Source organism: Streptomyces luomodiensis (assembly GCF_031679605.1).
Classification (GTDB): domain Bacteria; phylum Actinomycetota; class Actinomycetes; order Streptomycetales; family Streptomycetaceae; genus Streptomyces; species Streptomyces luomodiensis.
The window spans coordinates 9612910-9629465 of sequence record NZ_CP117522.1 but is presented as its reverse complement, the minus strand read 5'-3'; the positions used below and the strand labels follow the sequence as shown (position 1 = coordinate 9629465).

At 69.4% G+C, this 16556-nt stretch carries 15 protein-coding genes; 4 read left to right on the top strand and 11 right to left on the bottom strand.

All coding sequences use genetic code 11. The annotated features are described in order from the left end of the window. The first annotated feature begins 3 nt into the window (after positions 1 to 3). A complete protein-coding gene (locus tag PS467_RS40295; RefSeq protein WP_311039473.1) occupies positions 4 to 1248 on the top strand; it encodes an FAD-dependent oxidoreductase in 1245 nt (414 codons plus the stop codon). Between the two features lie 209 nt (positions 1249 to 1457). Here the strand turns inward: PS467_RS40295 and PS467_RS40290 are convergent, their stop codons facing one another. The 9 genes from PS467_RS40290 to PS467_RS40250 all read right to left on the bottom strand — a co-directional run bounded on the left by PS467_RS40290 (position 1458) and on the right by PS467_RS40250 (position 9075). Beyond that, a complete protein-coding gene (locus PS467_RS40290; RefSeq protein WP_311039472.1) occupies positions 1458 to 2657 on the bottom strand; it encodes a mandelate racemase/muconate lactonizing enzyme family protein in 1200 nt (399 codons plus the stop codon). A gap of 3 nt (positions 2658 to 2660) precedes the next feature. Further along, on the bottom strand, positions 2661 to 3614 hold the full coding sequence (locus PS467_RS40285) for an NAD(P)-dependent oxidoreductase (protein WP_311039471.1): 954 nt from the start codon (positions 3612 to 3614) through the stop codon (positions 2661 to 2663). 288 nt (positions 3615 to 3902) lie between these two features. Further along, the gene (locus tag PS467_RS40280) at positions 3903 to 4595 is read right to left on the bottom strand and encodes a GntR family transcriptional regulator (RefSeq protein WP_311039470.1); all 693 of its coding nucleotides are present in this window, start codon (positions 4593 to 4595) and stop codon (positions 3903 to 3905) included. 73 nt (positions 4596 to 4668) lie between these two features. Next, positions 4669 to 5274, bottom strand: coding sequence for an RraA family protein (locus tag PS467_RS40275; RefSeq protein WP_311039469.1), 606 nt, complete (start codon positions 5272 to 5274; stop codon positions 4669 to 4671). After that, the gene (locus tag PS467_RS40270) at positions 5271 to 5978 is read right to left on the bottom strand and encodes an RraA family protein (protein ID WP_311039468.1); all 708 of its coding nucleotides are present in this window, start codon (positions 5976 to 5978) and stop codon (positions 5271 to 5273) included. The genes PS467_RS40275 and PS467_RS40270 overlap by 4 nt, the downstream gene beginning before the upstream one ends. Next, positions 5965 to 6627: an RraA family protein gene (locus PS467_RS40265; RefSeq protein ID WP_311039467.1), complete on the bottom strand. Its 663-nt coding sequence runs from the start codon at positions 6625 to 6627 to the stop codon at positions 5965 to 5967. Before PS467_RS40265 ends, PS467_RS40270 begins: the two co-directional genes overlap by 14 nt. Next, complete coding sequence (locus tag PS467_RS40260; RefSeq protein ID WP_311039466.1) at positions 6627 to 7634, bottom strand: amidohydrolase family protein; 1008 nt, start codon at positions 7632 to 7634, stop codon at positions 6627 to 6629. The genes PS467_RS40265 and PS467_RS40260 overlap by 1 nt, the downstream gene beginning before the upstream one ends. A 6-nt stretch (positions 7635 to 7640) precedes the next feature. Continuing rightward, the gene (locus PS467_RS40255) at positions 7641 to 8030 is read right to left on the bottom strand and encodes a RidA family protein (RefSeq protein WP_311039465.1); all 390 of its coding nucleotides are present in this window, start codon (positions 8028 to 8030) and stop codon (positions 7641 to 7643) included. A gap of 64 nt (positions 8031 to 8094) precedes the next feature. Continuing rightward, complete coding sequence (locus tag PS467_RS40250) at positions 8095 to 9075, bottom strand: DODA-type extradiol aromatic ring-opening family dioxygenase (RefSeq protein ID WP_311039464.1); 981 nt, start codon at positions 9073 to 9075, stop codon at positions 8095 to 8097. A gap of 557 nt (positions 9076 to 9632) precedes the next feature. On the opposite strand from PS467_RS40250, the gene PS467_RS40245 reads away from it, so the two are divergent. From PS467_RS40245 to PS467_RS40235, 3 genes are all read left to right on the top strand, one after another. Next, positions 9633 to 10976 carry an MFS transporter gene (locus tag PS467_RS40245; RefSeq protein WP_311039463.1) on the top strand — a complete coding sequence of 448 codons (1344 nt, stop codon included), beginning with the start codon at positions 9633 to 9635 and terminating at the stop codon, positions 10974 to 10976. Positions 10977 to 11308: 332 nt separating this feature from the next. After that, positions 11309 to 12937: a fatty acyl-CoA synthetase gene (locus tag PS467_RS40240; RefSeq protein ID WP_311039462.1), complete on the top strand. Its 1629-nt coding sequence runs from the start codon at positions 11309 to 11311 to the stop codon at positions 12935 to 12937. A 154-nt stretch (positions 12938 to 13091) separates the two neighbouring features. Beyond that, positions 13092 to 13949 (top strand): enoyl-CoA hydratase/isomerase family protein, encoded by an 858-nt coding sequence (locus PS467_RS40235; RefSeq protein WP_311039461.1) that lies wholly within the window; start codon positions 13092 to 13094, stop codon positions 13947 to 13949. A 215-nt stretch (positions 13950 to 14164) separates the two neighbouring features. Here PS467_RS40235 and PS467_RS40230 read toward each other — a convergent pair whose 3' ends face one another. Then, on the bottom strand, positions 14165 to 15583 hold the full coding sequence (locus tag PS467_RS40230; RefSeq protein ID WP_311039460.1) for an amidase: 1419 nt from the start codon (positions 15581 to 15583) through the stop codon (positions 14165 to 14167). 408 nt (positions 15584 to 15991) lie between these two features. Then, entirely contained in the window at positions 15992 to 16510 is a 519-nt protein-coding gene (locus PS467_RS40225; RefSeq protein ID WP_432280698.1) for an Lrp/AsnC family transcriptional regulator, read from the bottom strand. Between the last annotated feature and the right edge of the window lie 46 nt (positions 16511 to 16556).

Here is a 16556-nt window from a genome sequence, read left to right as displayed (position 1 = left end):
TCGATGAGCAGGTCATATGACGTCGTTGTCGTCGGGGGCGGCGCGGGGGGTATCGGAGCGGCCGTCGGTGCCGCGCGGACAGGCGCCCGAGTGCTCCTGGTCGAGCGGTTTCCGTTCCTGGGCGGAGCGGCCACGAACAGCTCGGTGCTGGGCTATTGCGGCTTCTTCGACCAGCGCGGGGAACGCGTGGTCGCGGGGGCGGGCGAGCAGGTCTTGAAGCAGCTACGTGACCTCGGTGCGTACGAGGAAAAGACCATGAGCTCCTCGGGGAATCGTGTCATCCTGCTCGACGCCGAGGCGACCAAGCTGGCGTGTGACGCGGTCACCGAGGCCGCCGGGGTGGATGTGCTCCTGCACACCACGCTCATCGGCGCCCGGCGGGAGGATGGCCGTGTCACCGAGGTCGAGTTGTACCACCGGGGTGGTCGTGAGAACGTCGCGGCGCCGGCGTTCGTGGACGCCAGCGGTGACGGCGCGGTACTGGCGGCGGCGGGTGCCGGTGTGCGAGTGGAGCCGGTCGAGCGTCGGCAGACCAGCACGTTGGTGTGCCGCTTCGGAGGGGTCGCCCAGGACGCCGATCTGTCTCGCGACGGATTGCGGGCGGCGGTGGCCGCGTACCGTCGTGATGCCGGAGTGCGGCTTGCCCGGGACTCCGGCATCGCGGCGCATCTGCCGCTCACCGGTGAAGTCGTTGCGCTGTTGGCCGATGAACAGGTCGACGCGCTGGACGTCGATGCGCTCAGCCGAGACGAGGTCAGTGCGCGCCGTCAGGCGTGGCATTATCTGTCGGCGCTGCGCACGTACCTTCCCGGCTGGTCCGGTGCGCACCTGATCGAGACCGGTCCCCAGATGGGTATCCGGGAAAGCCGGCATCTCATCGGCCGGGAGACACTGACCGCGTCCGACGTGCTCACCACGCGTAAGCTGCCCGCATCCTCGATCGCCCGGTGCGGCTGGCCGATCGAGGACCACGCAGGTCCTGGCGTCACTCGCTACACCGAGTTGGCGGGACGCGGCTGGTACGACGTTCCCTACGGCGCCATCTGCTCGGCCGACACCGACAATGTCTGGGGTGTCGGACGCCTCACCAGCGCCGACGCCCAGGCGTACGCCTCGGTGCGGGTCATGGGTGCCGCTTTCGCCACCGGGCATGCCGCCGGCGTCGCGGCCGCGCACTATGCCGACGGGATACCGCACGATGTGGCCGCCGTTCGTGCCGAACTCGCCCGCCAGAACGCGATCATCTGACATTGGCCGCGACGTCTCCGCCGGCGGACTCGCGGTGGTGTGCCCGAAGAAGCGGCCCGTCATCCCACCGTCGGCCAGGAGTCTGGTGCCGGTGTATCCGGCCTCGGCTGTGGGCACGGATCCGCACTTGTGATCCGTGCCCGCGACGGCTGTCACGCCGGTCGGTTCCTGCGCGTGAACCCAGCTCTCAGCCGGCGGCGTGCGGGATCTCAGCGCGGTCGAGCGCGTGGTGGGTGGTCTTTGACGGCGTCCTCGTTGATGTCGCTGCCCCATCCGGGTCCGCTGGGCAGGATGAGTTCGCCGTTGTCCAAGACGGTGGGGCTGGTGACGTAGTCGCGGGTCCAGGGGGCTTCGTCGACCCGCAGTTCCATGATCGAAAAGTTGGGGATGGCGGCACAGAAATGTGCGCTGATGAGGTTGCCCAATTCCCCGACCATGTTGTGCGGGGCGACATCGGTGTCGTAGGCGTCGGCCAGAGTGGCGATCCGGTTGGCCTGCCAGAAGCCGTTCCACAGCACGTCCACGATCGCGACATCGGCGCTGCGTTGCTGTAGGAACGGGCGGTAGGCATTCAGCCCGTAGAGCGACTCCAGAGAGGCCACAGGAGTTCGGCTCGAGCGGCGGACGAACGCCAGCGCCTCCGGATCGGGGATGTCCAGCTCCAGCCACCGCAGTCCGTGTCCCTCCAGAGATCGGACCAACCGCACGGCGCCCTCGGTGCGCTGGCTGAAGCTCACATCCAGCATCAGGTCCGCGTCCGGCCCGAGCCCGGCCCGTAGTGCGGCCAGCTGGTCCTCGATGTCGGCGATGAGCGAGTCGTCGCCTCGGCGGTCGAACATCCTCGGACCGATACGGAACCCACCGTTCCACCCTTTCGCATCCGGTCGGAAGCTGACCGGGTTCGTCTTGACCGCTCGCAGCCCCAGACGCCGAGCTTGTTGGCCCAAGCTGGTCAGGTCCTCCAGCGACCGTACCGGTGCCATGCCCAACTCGCGCTCGAAGAACGCCGCGTGCCACACGCGCAGACTGCCGCAGTGTGTCCAGTAGACGGGTATCCGAGTCCGGAACGGCCCGCCGAACAGACGGGACACGGGCAGGCCTGCCGCCTTGCCCTGAATATCGAGGCATGCGTTCTCCAGGGCGGCGATCGCCTGCTGCTGCACTCCGCCGGCCGTCAACCGCGTTGTAGCGGTCAACGCCGAACTGACCAGGCCCGGCGAACACGGATCGATGCGATGCTCGATCAGCGACCTCCCGTGATGGAGTATCAGCGACGTGAGATCCACCTGACTGAGCTGGTCGTAGTACTCGCTCCACCCCACCAGGCCCTCATCCGTCGTCACCTTCACGAAGCGACAGACCCGGTAGCCCCCGTCTGCCGCCAGCACCTGGACATCCACCACACGCATGTCTCAGACCTCCGAGCCGGAGCTGGCGACGAACCTCGCAGCGTGGGCCACTACGCCCTGTGCCAGGCGCTCGACGCTCGGCGCGCTCCCGGCGCCTGCGAAGTGGCCGGAGACCAGCAGATTCGGGGCACCCCACAACGGATCACCAGTGGGCAGCGGTTCCGGTTCGGTGACGTCGAGTCCCGCGGCGGCGATCCGTCCAGCGTGCAGGGCGGCGGCCAGCGCGGACTGGTCGATCACGTCCCCCCGAGCGACATTGACCAGCAAGGCTCCGGACTTGACAGCGGCGAACAGCCTGGCGCCTATGAGATGGCGGGTCTGCTCGGTGAGCGCGATCGTGACCACGATCGCGTCCGCAGTGGACAGCGCTTCCTCAAGAGCGGACAGCGGTCGGATATCGCTGGCCACGTCGTCGTGTCGGGGAGTGCGGGTGACGACGGTGATCCGTGCGCCGAACGCAGCAGCGCGGCGTGCCACCTGGCGGCCGACGTGACCGTACCCAACCACCAGCAATGACTGGCCCTCGATCGAGCGTGCCCGGACCGCCATCGAGCGGTCCCACTCGCCGCGGCCGGTGGATGCGGCGCAAGCCGGCAGCTGCCGCCCCAGGGCCAAGAGCAGTGCGAGGGCGTGCTCGGCGACGGTCGGGGCGATGGCCCCGTCAGGATCCGTCACGCGAATCCCGGAAGGGATTCCGGCTTTGAGGAACTTCTCGCGTCCGGCGGTGATGAAATGCATCCACCGCACTCGGTTGTCCGGCGAGCGCAGTCGCCTGCCTATCTCGACTGCCTCCGATACCGGACAGTCGGAGAGCACGAGGGCATCCACCTCGGGCAGCGCGTCGAGCAACGCCGGGAGTGTGTCGACGACCAGGACGTCCGCGCCCTCGACGGACTGCAGACTGGCGGTGATCAGCTGACGCGCGAGTGGAATGCCTGCCCAGTAAGCGATGCGCATCTGTTCCTTCTCTCTGCGGTGGGTGACGGGCTCTTTGCCGTGAGTGACGTGCAGCAGGCGGGGGAAGGGGTGCACGGACTGGAGTAACGGGATCCGAGTCGGCAGGGATGGTCGACGGCGCGACGGCGAAGACCCACCGCACCGAAGCAGAAGGGGGCGTGCAGGTCGGCGCGCCATTGCGCAGTCGCACGGGCTGGGACAGGTGCCACTCCAGCCCGAGACCTCGGCAACAGCGATGAGGACTCACACAGCTGGTTGCGGAAGCGCGTGGCTCCGCCGTCGGTCGGGTCAGCCGACCGCGCGAGGCGTGCTGCCGGACTCCATCCGGCTGAGCATGCTGAGCGCGCCGTTCCGCGTCTCACGCCGGTGCTCACTCAGCACCCGCAGACACAGTGCGCGGTCACGCGCGGCAAGCGCGTCAATGATCTGTTCGTGCTGCTCCGTGGCGATTGCCGCGTCGGTGGAGGTGACGTGCAGCAGTCGGTAGGGCTCGGAGAGCGTCCAGAACCGCTCGGCCTCGCTCAGGTAGATCTCCTGCGGGGACAGGGCGAAGATCCGGTTGTGCAGCTGTCGATTGAGCCGGTTGACAGCCGCGACGTCTCCGACCCGGGCCGCGTGAGCCATGGTCGCGTTGATCGTGCGCAACTCGGCCAGTTCCTCGTCGTCCGGCCAGCGGGCGGTCCGGATGAGTTCGGTTTCGAGGAACTCCAACAGCGCGTGAATCTGGCGCAGGGCCTCGACGCTGAGCTGTGCGACGAAGTAGCCCTGGTGCGGGCGGTGGGTGAGCAGTCCTTCGGTGGTGAGGACCCGCAGCGCCTCGCGCAGCGGGACTCGGCTGATGCCGAGCCTGCGGGCCATCTCCTCCTGGCGGATCGGCTCGCCGGGCATGAGAACGCGGTCCAGGATCTGTTCGCGCAGCCTGTCGACCACCGCTGCGACGCTGCGCTTGCTGGGCGGGCTCGCGGGCTGGTCCCCTGCCATCGCTCGCCCTCCTCCCTCCGTTGACCGCGGTTCGGAGTCTAACAGCGTGGTCCGGTGCGGCCCGGCCGCATGCTCATCGCAGCCCATAGACCGCAAGGGTGCTCTCTCCGGCTCGGAGTCGACTGATGTAGCCGTGTTCGGCTTCGTCACGGGCAGCCGAGGCGGCTCGGACCTCCTCGGCACGGTCGGCGGGGACGCAGACGACGCCGTCGGTATCGGCGACGACGAGGTCGCCGCGACGGATCTCCACGTCCCCGATGGTGATCGGTTCACCCAGTTCCCCGTCGCCGTGCGGATCCTTGCCGGTGCCGCGGATGCAGACCCGCTCGGCGAACACCGGCCAGCCGATCTCTCCGAGACGACGCGCGTCGCGCACTCCCCCATGGATGACCAGGCCGGCGAGGCCACGCGCGAGGGCCGCCTCGGCGAGCACCTCTCCGAAGTAGCCGTGCTCGAACCCCCCGCCGCAATCGATGACGAGGATCTCCCCCGGGCTCGCCGCGTAGACCGCGCGGTGCAACCAGAGGTTGTCGCCTGCCGGCATCCGCACCGGGAAGGCCGGTCCCTCGACGTGCATCGCGGGATGCACGGGCTTGATCGCCGACGGCAGCGCCCCGATCCGCCCGGCGGCCTCGTGAACGGTGGCTGAGGTGAGGGTGGCTGTCCGGGTGGCGGTCATGACGTCGTCCGATGCTGTAGGTCGTGATACCGGTGGGTGGTGCGGGCTTCCCGGAGCGACGCCCCGGACTCGATCGAGCGCCTGATGGCGTCCTCGGCTCGCTCGATCCCCTCGGCCGCCGCGAGGACCTCCTCGATCCGGGCCGCGGGGATCGTGACAAGCCCGTCGCCGTCACCGAGCAGCAGGTCACCGGGTTCGACGCGCACACCGCCGATGGAGACAGGAACCTGGGTGGCCTCAACCCGCACCCGGTCCTTACCGGTACGCATCCAGTTACCTCGGGCGAAGATCGGATAGCCGAGGGTCAGGCTGCGGTCGACGTCGCGGCAGACGCCGTCGATGACAGTGCCGGCCACGCCACGTCGGTGCGCGGTGGTGGTGAGCAGGTCACCCCACACGGTTGCGTCGAGACGGGATTGGTTGTCGAGCACCACGACGTCGTCGGGACCGAGGTCGTCGATGTAGTCACCGACGGTGCCCCGGTCCTGGCCGACCGGCCCGTAGCGCAGGGTCCAGGCCCGGCCGACGAGGCGGAAGGAGCGGTCCAACGGTGCGATGCCGAGGGCCTGTCCGGTCATGCCGAGCTTGTCCAGGGCGTCCGAGACCCCTGAGGTGGACAGCGCGCCCAACCGGGCGATCAGCTCGGGCGCGGTGCCCGGGTCCGGCTTCGACCGCTGCTCGGACTGGTTCTCAGTGATCGGCATCGGTGAGCTCCTCGTAGGTCTTGCCCATCACGTCGGAGACCGGTGTGCCGCCGTCGATGGCCTGCGCCATGGCCGCTTCGGTGGCGGCGACGCGCTCGGCGGTCGCGATGATCTCTTCAGCACGGTCCGCGGGGACGACGACGACACCGCCGGAATCGGCGAGGACGAGGTCACCGGGCATGACCTCGAGGCCGTCGAGGGTTACGGGTTCTCCCCAGGCGTGCTCGACCGCACGGGCACGGGCGGTGACGGGTGTGGATGTGCGAGCGTGGACGGGGAACCCAACCTCCGCGGCCTCGGCGAGATCGCGGGCGGCGCCGTCGACGATCACCCCCTCGATCCCACGGGAGGCGGCGGCTCGGGAGAGCAGGCCGCCCCAGCCCGCGCAGTCCGTCCGGCCCTGGTGGTCGACGACGATGACCTGACCGGGCCCGGAGGCGTCGACCGCGGCGGTGCCGAGGTGCCGCTTCGGCAGGGTGCCGCCCTCGGCCGGCGGACCGAGACGAACCGTGACGGCCCGCCCGGCGAAGGGGCGGTCGGCGGCGAGCGAACGCAGACCGGTCACCACGCCCCGCACTCCGTGGCGGTCGAGGGCATCGGACACCGCGCAGGTGTCGACCGCACGCAGTCGTTCCAGGATGTCGTTCATCAGCGGGCCTCGTGGTTCTTCAGCTTGGGGAACACGGTGCGCGCGTTGTCCTCGAACACGGCTTGCTTCTCGGCTTCGGAAAGGAATGCCAAGCCCTCGATGACGGGCTTGATGTCGTCGAAGTCGCGGCCGGTGTCGGGGTTGAGGGCGCTGCCGCTCCCCGGCTTCTCCGTACCGAACAGGACGCGGTCCGCGCCGACGGTGCGCAGCAGCAGCTCCAGGGACAACGGGTGGTGCAGCACGGAGTCGAACCAGAAGCGGCGCAGCGCGGTCTCGAACCGTTCGGCGTCCGGGCTGCCTCCGAGGCTGGGGTGCAGGGCCTCTGACTGCCAGCGCCCGATCTGGTAGGGCACCGACCCGCCGCCGTGCGAGATCATGATGCGCAGGGTCGGGAAGTGGGTGAACACGTCGCTGCGCAGCAGCGAGAGGATCGCGATCGACTCCTCGGTGACGAAGTGCTCGGAGTAGGTCTCGCGGCCGGAGTAGCAGCCGGCCGAGTGGATGTGGATCGGGAGGTCGCGCTCGACGAGCTTCTCGTAGAGCGGGTACCAGTAGCGGTCGCCGAGTGCCGGGGTGTTCCCTCGGCCTTCGTGGAGGTCGGGATTGATCAACACCCCGGCGAAGCCGAGTTCGTCGATCCTCTCCAGCTCGTCGAATCCCACCAAGACGGGCTCATCCGGAGACAGCGGAAGCGCTCCGACACCGGCGAAGCGGGTCGGATGGAGCGCGACCGTGCGCGCGATGGTGTCGTTGTTGGCGCGGACCCAGGGGGCGAGCATCCGCGAGGGCTGCATCGAGCTGCCGAGGTGGAACGGGCGCGGGGACAGCAGCTGCAGGTCGGTGCCGACCGAGTCCATGATCGCCACGTTGCCGGCTGCGGCTTCGGTCAGGGCGTCGTCGGAAATCTTCGGGTCGATGCCGTGGTAGCCGCCGTCGGCGAGCAGCAGTGCGCGGAAGGCGTAGAGGGAATCGGGCGCTACGAGGTGTGCGTGTGCATCGATGATCATGTTGGTTCAGCCTTCTTCGAGGACGGCGGTGATCTCGAGCTGGATCTGCAGTGGGTCGGCGAGGTCGATGCGCAGGGTGTGGCGCGCGGGTCGGCTCGCCTCGTCGGGGAACATCTCCAGCCAGTGCTTGTCGATGACGGGCCGGATCGACTTGTCGCGGACGAACGCCGCGCACTTGACGACGTCGTCGGGCGATCCGCCTGCCGCGTCGAGGACGCGGCGCACATTGGCGAACACCAGCGCGACCTGCTCCTCCGTACCGGGCGGAACGGTGCCGGTGTCCGGGTCCAGCGGGGAGATCCCGCTGGAGACCAGCAGGTTGCCGACCACGCTGGCCTGGGGGATGGGCAGGCCACCGTGGTGCAGTCCGGGCACCTCGATTGATCGTCGGGCCATGGACGGATCCTTTCCGGATGGGTGCGGGCGTCTACGGCCGGTCTTTACGGCCGGTCTTGCGGATCTACTGCCAGGCCAGGAAGCTCATGGCGCAGCCGGTCCCGGCCGCGGAGCGCACGATCGGCACGTACTCGCACCAGTCGATCGCCCGCCCCTCCATCGCGCCCGCCGCAGTGATCCAGTTCCGGATCTCCGAGGAGCCGCTGTTGAGCAACTCGGGCGGCAGGCTGCACAGGGTCTCCGCGTCCTTGGCGGCGATCGCGTCGAGCACCTTGCGGTCCAAGTCCTCGTCGACCACGAAGTGCGACAGGCCGCCGGAGGCGAGGATCGCGATGCGCGCGTTGATCGGCGACGCGGCCGCGGCCGCCCGCAGGGCGCGACCGAGCGCGAAACAGCGGCGCGGGCTGGGCTGGTTGGGCGGATAGTAGGTGTTGAGCATGAAGGGGATGACCGGCACCGGGTCCGGCTGAAGGAACCGGTGGATGGGAAATCCGTAGGCGTGCCCGAAGCCCTTGCCTGCGGGCGCACCCGCCATCCAGCCGACGTCGATACCCTCGTCCATCAGCCCGCGGACGAGATCCTCGGCGAGCTCGGCATGGCCGGAGAAGGTGAACTCCTCGTCCATGAGATAGCTGGCCGCGGCTTCCTTGAGGAACTCCGAATCGTGATCGTCGAGCAGGCAGGTCTTCATCTCCGCCGCGGCGGAGATCGCCATGGCGGGCTGATTGGTGTCGTCGAACAGCTCGCGCTGGTCGTCGCCGATCACCAGGACCACGTCGGGTGCGACACGGCGGAAATCCTCGCGCAGCCGGTCCAGCGCGGCCTGGCAGCGGTCCCAGTTCGCCTGCCAGACCTCCGTCGTGCAGACGGCATCGAACCGGCCGCCCGCGGCGGCGGCGAGTTCGCCGAAGCCGCGGATGACTCCGGTGTGGTCGTAGAGCTCAGGGTTGTGGACGTCCTGGTCGGCGCGCTCGGCCCACAGGTGGGGCGGGGCTGCGAGCAACGGACTGTGCGAGGTCCCGGCCCCGAACACGATCTCGGCCATCGGTTTCGTCCTCTCGGTAAGGGTTGGTGGGGTGGGGACGGACATCAGTCGACGACGCTGAACGGACGGGGATCACGGCGCACCGGCCCCTGGCGCCTCGTCGGAGCCGTCCCATCCGGTGGGATCTGGCATGGCGATCTCCAGCGCAATCACCGACGCGATTGGTAGCCAATATTGCTGCCCCTGAGGAGTTACGCAAGTCCTTGAACCGTGAAACCGAGCGGCAACCGGTGGAGCAGCGCCCACCATCCACACCCCACCCAACGACGGCAGCGGCACTGAGCGATGAGCATATTGGCCTGGTCAGGGGACCACTCGACGCCATCCCAGCGAGCATTCCAAGGCGCCGCTCCGCACAGAAGCCCTTTCCGAGCGCGTCGACCGTGTCATAAGCCAGGGCATCCCGAACCCTTGACAGCCCTTGAATTGCCTACCAATCATGGCTGCACCGCGGGACCGCTCCGAGCCAACCGACAGCGCATGACGACTACCCGGAGGCGAGCGGTGCGTCGCGGGCCACCCGTCCGTTGGACTTCACTGTCCCGAGAGGGAACCCCATGGCAACGACGCCGTCCAAGGGCACACACCTCCGCCGAGTCGCCACCTCCAGCTATCTCGGCACAACCATCGAGTACTACGACTTCCTGCTCTACGCCACAGCCGCGGCGCTGGTCTTCAACGAGGTCTTCTTTTCCGGCCTCTCGCCGTGGGTGGGCACGATCGTCGCCCTCGCGACCCTCGCGGTGGGCTACATCGCCCGCTTCGCGGGGGCGATCGTCTTCGGGCACTTCGGCGATCGCCTCGGCCGCAAGGCCGTCCTGGTGACCACCATGGTCATCATGGGCGTCACCAGCGGCCTCATCGGCCTCATGCCGGGGTCCGACCAGATCGGCGACGCAGCCCCGCTTCTCCTGGTCGTCCTGCGGATCCTGCAAGGCCTGGCGGTCGGCGGCGAGTACGGCGGCGCGGTGTTGATGACATCCGAACACGCGGACACCAAGCGGCGAGGACTCGCCAGCAGCGCCGCCGCGATGGGCGCCGCGAGTGGAGCGGTCCTCGCCACCGGCGCGATGACCCTGGTGACCCTGCTACCCGAGGACCAACTGCTGGCCTGGGGCTGGCGCATTCCGTTCCTGGTGAGCTTCCTGCTGGTCGGCGTCGGTCTCTACTTCCGTCTGCGCATCGCCGAGAGCCCCGTGTTCCTCGCGCGCCGCGAGGAACACCAGCCGGCGGGCGCCCCCATCGTCACGCTGCTGCGCACCCACCCGGTCACGGTTCTCATGTCGACAGGCTTCCTGCTCGGCGCCACGGTCGGGCAGGGCGTGTTCGGCATCTTCATCATGTCCTACGCCCCGGCCATCGGATACGCGCACAGCACCACGCTCAGCGCGGTCCTGGTCAGCACGCTGATCGCCCTGGTCGCCACGCCGTTGTTCGCCCGCTTGTCCGACCGGATCGGCCGTCGGCCGGTCGTGGTCGGGGGCACCATCCTCATGGCGGCGCTGGCCCACCCCGCGTTCCTGCTGATAAACAGCGGCTCGGCCGGGCTGTTCATGCTCGCAGTCGCCGCGGTACTGGTGCTCGCGATGACTCCGGTGGTGGCGGTCGCACCGGTCATGCTCAGCGAGCTGTTTCCCACCCAGATCCGCTACACCGGTGTGTCCACCTGCTACCAACTCGCCCACCTCATGGCCGGTTTCACACCACTCATCGCCGCGTCGCTGCTCGCCGCGGCCGGCGGGGGCACCAACACGGGGCTGATCTCCGCCTTCGTGCTCGTGATCAGCCTGCTCAGCACGCTGGCCGTGTGGTGGATCCCGGAAACCCGTACCCGCGACCTCACCGACCTCACGGTGGACCAGCCTCGCTCGGAGCACCCGGAGACCGTGCCCAGCGCCTGATGCGGGACCGGCACGATCCGCGGGAAGGCCGGGGTGCCGCGCTCACCCGCGCGGCACCGCCGGCGAGCGGCACGGATCTTCGCGACGTCGTCGTCGCCCCTGCCTCGACGCGACGCCGGTCCGCATCGGGCGGTCCCACCTCCACGGCAGGGCGGCGGCCGCAGCCGGCCGGAGTCGAGCATGTGTTCTGTCCTGCGGGCCCAGATGGCGCGCACCTGACTCTCATGGGTATCTCGAGCATGAAGGCGCTCGACCGGACCCTGCTTCCCGCCAAGGGAACGCCGCGGCCCGAGGCACCCGACCCGACCCGTCTACCCGCTCGGAGGACGACCGTGCCGAACTCGTTCGCACCGCAGACAGCAGCCTCAATCGCGCAGGCCCGTCAGCACACCCTCGGCGACCTGCTGCACCGCACCGCGCAGCGCTACCCCGACAAGCTCGCGGTGGTCGCCGGCGAGCGCCGCGCCACCTACGCGGAGTTCGACGAGGCGGTGAACCGCTGCGCCAACTCCCTCGCCGCCCGCGGGCTGGAGAAGGGCGACCGCCTCGCGCTGATCTCGCACAACTCCTTGGAGTTCGCGGTGCTGGCGTTCGCCACCGCACGGCTCGGCGTGGTGCTCGTGCCCGTCAACTTCATGCTGAACGCCGAGGAAACCGGGTTCATCCTCGGCCACTCCGGTGCCAAGGGCATCGTCATCGAAGACGCGCTCGCCCCGACGGCGGAGAGGGCCATCGCCGCCGCAGGGCTCGCGGGCGGGGTCCGTGGCTGGATCGGACTCTCCGGTGCGGCGCCCACCAGGGACTGGGAAGACGTCGGTAGCTGGATCGCCGAGGGGGATCCGGCCGCGCCGGATGTCGCCGTCGCGGACGACGACCCGCTGCGCCTGATGTACACCTCCGGCACCGAGTCCCGTCCCAAGGGCGTGATGCTGTCGTCGAAGTCGCTGATCAGCCAGTACGTGTCCTGCATCGTCGACGGCGGCATGACCCCGGACGACATCGAGGTCCACGCGCTGCCGATGTACCACTGCGCGCAGCTCGACTGTTTCTTCAGCGTGGACGTCTATCTGGGTGCGACCAGCGTCATCGTGCCCGCGGCGGACGCCGGCACGATCCTGGCGGCGATCGAGCGCGAGAAGGCCACCAAGCTGTTCTGTCCGCCCACGGTGTGGATCTCCCTGCTGCGCCATCCCGCCTTCGACACCCTGGATCTGTCCAGCCTGCGCAAGGGCTACTACGGCGCCGCGGCGATGCCCGTGGAGGTGCTGCGCGAGTTGCGGCGGCGGCTCCCGGACCTGCGACTGTGGAACTTCTACGGTCAGACCGAGATGTCGCCGGTCGCGACAATCCTCCGTCCGGAGGAGCAGTTGCCCCTGGCGGGCAGCGCGGGCCGGGCAGCGCTCAACGTGGAGACCCGCGTGGTGGACGAGGACGACAACCCGGTCCCGCCGGGCGAGGTCGGCGAGATCGTGCACCGCTCCCCGCACGCCGCGCTCGGCTACTACGACGACGAGGAGAAGACCGCCGCCGCGTTCCGCAACGGCTGGTTCCACTCCGGCGATCTCGGCGTGATCGGCGAGGACGGATACCTCACCGTGGTCGACCGTAAGAAGGACATGATCAAGACCGGTGGCGAGAACGTCGCCTCCCGCGAGGTCGAGGAGGCCCTCTACCTGCTCGACGGAGTGGCGGAGGTCGCCGTGTTCGGCATCAGCCACCCGCACTGGATCGAGGCGGTCACCGCGGTGGTGGTGCCCAAGGAGGGTGTCGAGCTCACCCGCGAGCAGATCGACGCTCACGCCCGCGAGAAGCTCGCCGGCTTCAAGCGGCCCAAGTACGTCGTCTTGGCCACATCCCTGCCCAAGAACCCAAGTGGCAAGATCCTCAAGAAGGACCTGAGAGTGCAACACGCGCACCTCGCCGACTCCGACCGGACCGGGCTCGCCGGCGATGCGCGATGACGGCATGGACCTCCCCCGCCTCAGTCCGCGCCCGGCACACAGCCGACAGCGGGTCGTCGTCCGCGACGGCGACGTCCGGTGCGGCCGGATCACCGGCGCAAGGCACCGCCCAGCCGGTCCCACACGTCCTCCGCGAGACTAGGAACACGAGCTCATGACACAGTCCGCACCGACAACCCGGATGCCATCGGCCAGTGAGCAGCCCGCCTCCTCCCACCCTCCTGTGGTGCTGGAGCGCGACGGCGCCGTGGCGCACGTCGTGCTGGCCAGCGCGGAAACGGGAAACGCTTTCAACCTCGGCTTCGTCACCACGTTGCGACGAGTCGTGGAACAGGTCGTTGCCTGGACGGCCGAGCCGGACCGCAACGGCGTAGGCGCAGTGCTGGTTCGCGCCGAAGGCCGCAACTTCAGCGTCGGCGGCGACCTCAAGGCGTTCGTCGCGCAAGGGGACGACGTCGGCGCGTACGTCATGTCGGTCGCCAGTGCCGCGCACGCCGCCGTCCTCGGACTGGCGGGGCTGTCCGTTCCCGTCATCGCACAAGTCAGCGGCGCGGTCGCCGGCGGAGGGGTGGGCCTGGCGCTGAGCGCCGACCTGGTGGTGGCGGCGCGCTCGGCCAAGCTGCGCCTGGCCTACACGGCCCTCGGCCTCACTCCCGACTGCGGAGCCTCCTGGTTCCTGCCCCGGCTGGTGGGTGAGCGCCGAGCCCTCGACCTGGTGTTCACCAACCGCGTTCTGCGTTCCACCGAGGCCGAGCGGTGGGGGCTGTTCAGCCGGGTCGTCGACGACGAGGACCTGCCCTCCGTCTCCGAGGAACTGGCCCGTTCCCTGGCCACCGGCCAAGTAGCCGCGCTGAGCCGGGCGAAACTGCTGATGCGCGCCGGACACCTCGACGGACTGCGTGATCACCTCGAGTGCGAGGCCGGGTTCATCGCCGACGCCGCCGCCCGGCCGGAGGTTCGGGCAGCGATGAGCCGGTTTCTGGCCGGTGGTGGGCGCTCCGGACGCACGTGAACGCCTCCGGCTACGAGCCACCGCGGACCACCGGGGCGTCTCCCAAGAGCAGTACTGGCACCAGTGCCGGATCGGCAACGTTCGCCCTGGTGACTACCTCGCCGAGCCGTTCGTCAGCGGCGTGGCCGTTCCGCCGGACGATGCAGCGGCGGAACATGCTGCCTCGGCGTGGTACGGCGGACCCTCCCCCTTCCGGGACGGCGCGTTGGCCCGCATCAGGCGATGACCGGCGCAACGGCCTCACCCAACCAGCGTGCTATAGCGACCATGCGGGCATCGGTGCCCGGTTGCCCCATCACCTGAAGGCCGAAGGGCAGCCCGCCGACCGCCATGAGCGGAACGTTCACCGCCGGGGCCCCCAAGAGCGAGCTCGGCGTATTGAACACCGGGTCTCCCGTCGGCCATCGCGCCGGCGGCTCTCCGGCGACATCGCCAAGCCACCGCGGCGCCGAGCCGGTGGATGTCGGCGCGACGACGGCGTCCACGACGTTGCCCATACCCGCGAAAGCCGCCTGCACGACTTCGCGGTCCTGCAACGCCCGCTCATAGCCTGCCGCCCCCAGCCTCTCCGCGGCTTCGATGAAGAAGCGCTTGCTCCGCGCGCTGACGCGGTCCGGGTGTGCCTCCACCAGGTCACGGAAGGCCCACAGGTGCTCGCGTGCGAGGATCAGACTGGTCAACTCGGCAGCGCCGACCAGTGCCCGCTCGAATCGTTCGACCAGTGGTTCGTCGCCTCGCCGGAGCACCGTCACGCCGCAGGCCTCGATCTGCCGGGTCACCCGGTCAAAGGCTTCGCGGCTCCGCTCGTCCAGACGGTCCCAGCCTTCGGTCTCCATGACGGCGAGGGTGAGGGGCTTTCGGGCCGGTGGCGGCGTGGCGGGCCCGCGCAAGGCCGGCCAACCCGGATCGCCGCCCACGCGACGGGCGATCTCGATGGCCACCTGCCACATGTCCTCAGGACACGCCGCCACCACGCCGTGGGCCGTCGTGCTCGCGGTCTGTCGTTCACCACGATTGATGGCCCCGCGTGACGGCTTCAGACCCCAGTTTCCGCAAAAGCTCGCAGGCCGCATGAGCGATCCGCCGGACTGTGTGGAGATCGCCGCGGGCACCATCGACGCCCCGACGGCCGCTGACGAGCCGGACGACGATCCACCCGGCGTGTGCTCCGGGTGGAACGGGTTGGTCGTCGGGCCGGGTTCCGGGCCCGCCAGTTCCGTGGTGACGGTTTTCCCGACCAGGACGGCGCCCGCCTGCCGCAGTGCCCACACCGCGGCGTTGTCCCGCTTCGGGAAGTTACCCGCGTACGCGGCGCAGCCGTACTCGGTGGGCATGTCCTTCGTTTCCAGAACGTCCTTGATTCCGACGGGCATGCCGTCGATGGGCGAGAGCGGCTCCCCCCGACGGTAGCGACGGGTGCTGGCGTCAGCCTGCTCGCGCGCACCCGACTCCTCGAGCACGGCCCAGGCTCGCACGGTCGGCTCGAGTTCGGCGATCCTCGAAAGGCAACGCTCCAGGTAATCGCGCGGCGTGTCAGCGCCACTGCGGAACCGCTCCACCGCCGTGTGAAACCGCAGTCCGCGGAACGCGCCCGGGTCGTACGTGCCGACGGTCGCGCCAGCTGAAGAAGTCACGAACACCCCTATCGTCGCCGTTCCGGAGGGTGAAGGCTTTCACTCCCTAACGGCGTGCCAAATCATGGCACGGTGTGCCTGAACACGGCACAGGCTAGGGACGGGCTCATCGGCATGTCAAGGCTCCACTCGCCGGTCCGCGTCCGGCCGCCCCCCCCTACGCGGCGGTGCCGTCCGCGACGGGGGCCGGGGCGGGGCTCCCCAGGCCATCACACGGCGCGCGCTGGTCTTCTCCCTGCTCCAGGAGGTGGCCTGGCCGCCGGGGAGCAGGCAGCCGACGGCGAGGGCCGGTGCGCTGGAGAGGCGTAGTCCGCAGCGGCTGCGGCCGAGCGTGACCAGCCGACACCTGCTCAGGCGGCGGGCTTCCCGTGGTGGAGTGCCGCCCGCACCGACCGGCCGACCCGCCCATCAGGGCCCTTCATCGTCCTGTTGCCGGCTGCCGTCCATGGCGGCACGGCGCAGCAGTGGGGTGAGGCGGTGGGGCACCAGTTCGCGCATGGCGAGGGCCGTGGTGGTGCGTTCCACGTCGGGGATGGCGAGGATCTGTCCCGCGATCCGGTACAGGTCCTCGGCGTCGGCTGCGACGACCCGCACGAGCAGGTCGGTCTCGCCGCTGAGACCGAAGACCTCCACCACCTCGGCAATGCCTGTCAGCGCCTGGGAGACCTCGGCCAGCCGGTGTTGGTCGACCCGTGCGGTGACGAATGCGGTGAGCGGGTAGCCGAGCGCGTCCGGGGTGATGCGGCGTTCGAAGGAACCGAGCGCGCCACCACGTTCCATTCTGGCCAGCCGCGCCTGAACGGTGTTGCGGGACAGGCCCAGGCGCTCGGCCAAGGCGACGACGGTGGCGCGTGGCTCGGTCGCCAGGGCGAGCAGGATCCGGGCGTCGGTGGCGTCCAGGGCCCGCTTGCTGTTCACGGTGTTCAATCGGCGTCCTCTCGTTCCCCTTGCATTTGAGCAGAATGCTCAGTCA

Bases quoted from the DNA above. Each gene is read 5' to 3' on its own strand.
- PS467_RS40280 (WP_311039470.1), bottom strand. From the start codon at position 4,595: ATGGCAGGGGACCAGCCCGCGAGCCCGCCCAGCAAGCGCAGCGTCGCA.
- PS467_RS40245 (WP_311039463.1), top strand. From the start codon at position 9,633: ATGGCAACGACGCCGTCCAAGGGCACACACCTCCGCCGAGTCGCCACC.
- PS467_RS40250 (WP_311039464.1), bottom strand. From the start codon at position 9,075: ATGGCCGAGATCGTGTTCGGGGCCGGGACCTCGCACAGTCCGTTGCTC.
- PS467_RS40295 (WP_311039473.1), top strand. From the start codon at position 4: ATGAGCAGGTCATATGACGTCGTTGTCGTCGGGGGCGGCGCGGGGGGT.
- PS467_RS40270 (WP_311039468.1), bottom strand. From the start codon at position 5,978: ATGCCGATCACTGAGAACCAGTCCGAGCAGCGGTCGAAGCCGGACCCG.
- PS467_RS40290 (WP_311039472.1), bottom strand. From the start codon at position 2,657: ATGCGTGTGGTGGATGTCCAGGTGCTGGCGGCAGACGGGGGCTACCGG.
- PS467_RS40260 (WP_311039466.1), bottom strand. From the start codon at position 7,634: ATGATCATCGATGCACACGCACACCTCGTAGCGCCCGATTCCCTCTAC.
- PS467_RS40275 (WP_311039469.1), bottom strand. From the start codon at position 5,274: ATGACCGCCACCCGGACAGCCACCCTCACCTCAGCCACCGTTCACGAG.
- PS467_RS40235 (WP_311039461.1), top strand. From the start codon at position 13,092: ATGACACAGTCCGCACCGACAACCCGGATGCCATCGGCCAGTGAGCAG.
- PS467_RS40285 (WP_311039471.1), bottom strand. From the start codon at position 3,614: ATGCGCATCGCTTACTGGGCAGGCATTCCACTCGCGCGTCAGCTGATC.
- PS467_RS40265 (WP_311039467.1), bottom strand. From the start codon at position 6,627: ATGAACGACATCCTGGAACGACTGCGTGCGGTCGACACCTGCGCGGTG.
- PS467_RS40255 (WP_311039465.1), bottom strand. From the start codon at position 8,030: ATGGCCCGACGATCAATCGAGGTGCCCGGACTGCACCACGGTGGCCTG.